The sequence below is a fragment of the Selenomonas sp. oral taxon 126 genome, from assembly GCF_001683335.1.
Lineage (GTDB): Bacteria > Bacillota > Negativicutes > Selenomonadales > Selenomonadaceae > Centipeda.
Genome location: NZ_CP016201.1, coordinates 2,145,774 through 2,148,887, shown reverse-complemented (window position 1 = coordinate 2,148,887; position 3,114 = coordinate 2,145,774). Strand labels below are relative to the sequence as shown.

Sequence of the window (3,114 nt, the reverse complement as noted above, 5' to 3'; positions counted from 1 at the left end):
TTCATCTCCGATGTTGTTTTGTTCAAATGACTTCCCTCCTTCTTAACCAAGCAGGATTTTCTAGGACTACCGCCGAATTGACTTGTATGGGTTACTCTCGTGAAAGGATTGATATCAGATGCTAAACAAAATGATCATTCAATGTATCCGTTTTCTCTCCATCCTCATCTGTATCCCGTCATTTTCCTATGCCGCAGAATCCCCTGCAATCAATAACCCCGGTGCTCGAGTTATCATGAACGCAGAGATGGTTTCAATCAACAATCGCTTTCCCACACTTTCTTTTGTTAGTATAGGATTAGGTGAGCATATAAATTTGCTAGATGCAGAATATCTTCTTGGAAAAGCAGTGAATTCATCCGGTCCTATTCAGGTGGGAAGAACCAGAGTTGAACAAATTACGTTCACCTACGGTGCGATCACGACAATAGATAATCATATAAGCACCATCAAGGTGTACCCCAGAATAATTAATGGAAAAGATAAAAGTGCTGACATTTCATATGGATTTGGAGGAGTTGGTCGGGCAGAAACCGAAATAAAAAAATGTGTGGCCCCCCAAATAAAATAGTTCAAAACGATACATCTGTAAAAACCCTAGTTTATACCAATACCGTAAACTATGTTCTGCTTGACTATAGATAGCAATACGGAAAAGGTTATATCCTATGAGATTGGATTCGAACAAGCAAAGTAGAATCTTTTACCTACCAGAAAAGAGGAGCCAACCCATGAAAAAGCTGATACTCTCTTTACTCACCATGTTTATGTTTTTTGTCATGACAGCATATGCCAGTCCCTACGACGGATATGACATTACGAATAAGCAACGGATATACAAGGAAGCTGCGGGAACAATTTCTGCTTTCCCAAAACAAGGCGACAAGATACAAGACAACTATATGTACGGGGACATGAATTATCCTCTCGTAGGGCTTACTACATACGGACCTATTTTTTTGGATAAGACAAGCTGTAAGTATGATCTCTCAGATGGTGTGGCGATTATCTCTTGTCTGGTCTATTACGGCTCGGGTGGTGCTGATGGGCATGGAAATGCTGCCAAGCACTCTCCCATGATCATTCGTTTCAGCACATACAAGACAGATAAAAGGATCATAAAATTCTTGAGTGCTGTTTCTCCAAATACCGGAAAAAATGGTACAGAAGGCACATATCAATATGACAACGGCTTTTTGAATGGGCTGTTCTGGTATTGTGCCGGTGTCCTTGATCTGAGCCAGTATCTCGATTAACCGGTACTAAAAATACGGAGCATCTATCTATGAATGGATGCTTCTTTTATTTTCTCGAACGCAGTAGCCGTTCCATCCGATCCTCCTGCGAAGAGCCGCTGAATGTGGTGGTACAGTTCTGCTTTACGATGTCGAAAATCTCATACCAGAGCAGATTGGACTGTTTCTGGAATGCCTGCCCCATCTGAACAAAGGGGCTTGCAATCGCCCCTCCTGTGGTCGGATGCTTGCCGATGAGTCCGTATTGACTCATTGCCTCCTCGCACTGGATGAAGCGGGCAAATGCCTGTGCATAGCTTTCAATCAGGCGGGGATTTACGAGACGCTCACAGCCACGCGCCTTCAGCCACAGCCATGTCTCGCGGAAAATCTCATCCGCACCGAGCGGCTTGCCGTTGCGCTGCCGTGCTGACAGGAACTCGCTCGGGGTCGGCATTTCCTCGCCGTAGAGATCGGCGGCATCCACAAGATCTGCACCGTCCAGTTCCGTCATGGGGAACTCCATGATGTGCGCCGTGCGCCCGCCGGCAATCTTGTCTGCCAGTGCTTCGGGTTTGTCTCCCGCCCGGATGCGCCGTCCACCGCGATTTGTACCGTCACGCGCCACCTTCTCGCCCCCCTTCCCTTAATACCCCGTTTGAACCGACGTTTTTGTGCGTACGCCCCCTCCCCGGTCAAGTAACGGCGCGGTTTTAGGGATTTGACCGCCCCCTAGGGGGCAAGAACGTGTTGCATTTGCTTCACTTTCGCGTTACAATAAGCAAAAGGAGGTTATCCATCATGTCCAAGACTGCAACAATCAATATGCGCATCGAACCGACAATCAAAGCGCAAGCTGAAACTGTTTTTTCCAGTTTCGGTATCTCCGTGACCGACGCCATTAACATCTTTCTGCACGCATCCATCATGGAGGGAGGCTTTCCCTTCCAACCGAAACAGCCCCGTTATAATAAGGAAACACTTCTTGCCATGCAGGAAGCACGCGACATCATGGATGGCAAAATCGAGCCGAAGCGCTATCCGTCGCTGTCCGCACTGATGGATGATTTGGATGCGGAGGATGCCCATGCTTGATCTCGTCACCACCACGCAGTTCCGCAAGGATTTAAAGAAGCTGCGTAAACGTGGAGCAGATATGCAAAAACTGGATGATGTCCTGCAAATGCTCTGCGCGGAAAAACAACTCCCCGAAAGGTATCGGGATCATGCTCTGGTTGGCGATTACATTGGTTTTCGTGAATGCCACATCATGCCGGACTGGTTACTTGTGTACGCCATCGACAAAGGAAAGCTGATTCTGACCGCTTCCCGCACGGGCTCGCATAGCGATCTCTTCTAGGGGCTGTTGCACGAAGGCAAATTTGTCTTCGTACAGCAGCCCTCTTTTCATGTAAGCGCATCATTTTCGTAAAAGCCCAGCGAAAAAGACAAGATCCACTAAAACAGGGCAGAGGAACAAGGGCGATCCCTGTATTCGCCCTTGTTCCTCTGCCCTTATTTGTTTTTCTGTCCCGTGTCCTATCCAGCTTCCTTGAGCGCAATAAGATGCCGCCCCACCGTGTTCCGCTGTATCTTTTCGTGCAACCGCAAGACATTGTGAGCAAGTGCCAGCAGGATTGCTTCTCCTAAGACGCTCTCTTGTCCCCGCGTCAGAAACCGTCGGAATCCGAAGTTCTCCTTGATCTGTGCAAATGCTCCCTCTACCTGTATGCTCCGGTTCATCCGCAGGAGGATTCCCTCCGTGCTGCGTATCCGTGCCAGATTTTCCTCCCGCTCCCGCTGAAAGACTTTGCTCACTTCCAACCGTTTTACCCGCTCCTGAAGCGGTATCTTGCTGTGGTTGCCGTGGATGCACTGC

Annotated in this window: 6 protein-coding genes; 4 read left to right on the top strand and 2 right to left on the bottom strand. The window is 48.2% G+C overall.

Annotated elements, in window-relative coordinates; all coding sequences use genetic code 11:
• Positions 1-235: 235 nt before the first annotated feature.
• Both AXF19_RS14365 and AXF19_RS09760 read left to right on the top strand, forming a co-directional pair.
• Positions 236-571 carry a hypothetical protein gene (locus tag AXF19_RS14365; protein WP_216634935.1) on the top strand — a complete coding sequence of 112 codons (336 nt, stop codon included), beginning with the start codon at positions 236-238 and terminating at the stop codon, positions 569-571.
• Positions 572-731: 160 nt separating this feature from the next.
• The gene (locus AXF19_RS09760) at positions 732-1,256 is read left to right on the top strand and encodes a hypothetical protein (protein WP_066848217.1); all 525 of its coding nucleotides are present in this window, start codon (positions 732-734) and stop codon (positions 1,254-1,256) included.
• A 46-nt stretch (positions 1,257-1,302) separates the two neighbouring features.
• On the opposite strand, the gene AXF19_RS09755 is transcribed toward AXF19_RS09760, so the two are convergent.
• Positions 1,303-1,863 carry a P27 family phage terminase small subunit gene (locus AXF19_RS09755; RefSeq protein ID WP_066848215.1) on the bottom strand — a complete coding sequence of 187 codons (561 nt, stop codon included), beginning with the start codon at positions 1,861-1,863 and terminating at the stop codon, positions 1,303-1,305.
• Positions 1,864-2,036: 173 nt separating this feature from the next.
• Between AXF19_RS09755 and AXF19_RS09750 the strand changes: the two genes are divergently transcribed.
• Together AXF19_RS09750 and AXF19_RS09745 are read left to right on the top strand one after the other, a co-directional pair.
• Positions 2,037-2,330 (top strand): type II toxin-antitoxin system RelB/DinJ family antitoxin, encoded by a 294-nt coding sequence (locus AXF19_RS09750; protein ID WP_066848213.1) that lies wholly within the window; start codon positions 2,037-2,039, stop codon positions 2,328-2,330.
• Positions 2,323-2,595 carry a type II toxin-antitoxin system RelE/ParE family toxin gene (locus tag AXF19_RS09745; protein ID WP_009439029.1) on the top strand — a complete coding sequence of 91 codons (273 nt, stop codon included), beginning with the start codon at positions 2,323-2,325 and terminating at the stop codon, positions 2,593-2,595. Before AXF19_RS09750 ends, AXF19_RS09745 begins: the two co-directional genes overlap by 8 nt.
• A gap of 179 nt (positions 2,596-2,774) precedes the next feature.
• On the opposite strand, the gene AXF19_RS09740 is transcribed toward AXF19_RS09745, so the two are convergent.
• Positions 2,775-3,114 (bottom strand): transposase (locus AXF19_RS09740; RefSeq protein ID WP_172837377.1); only part of this gene is annotated, 340 nt, incomplete at its 5' end.

Coding starts and splice junctions, on each gene's coding strand:
- AXF19_RS09760 (WP_066848217.1), top strand. CDS start 732: ATGAAAAAGCTGATACTCTCTTTACTCACCATGTTTATGTTTTTTGTC.
- AXF19_RS14365 (WP_216634935.1), top strand. CDS start 236: ATGAACGCAGAGATGGTTTCAATCAACAATCGCTTTCCCACACTTTCT.
- AXF19_RS09750 (WP_066848213.1), top strand. CDS start 2,037: ATGTCCAAGACTGCAACAATCAATATGCGCATCGAACCGACAATCAAA.
- AXF19_RS09745 (WP_009439029.1), top strand. CDS start 2,323: ATGCTTGATCTCGTCACCACCACGCAGTTCCGCAAGGATTTAAAGAAG.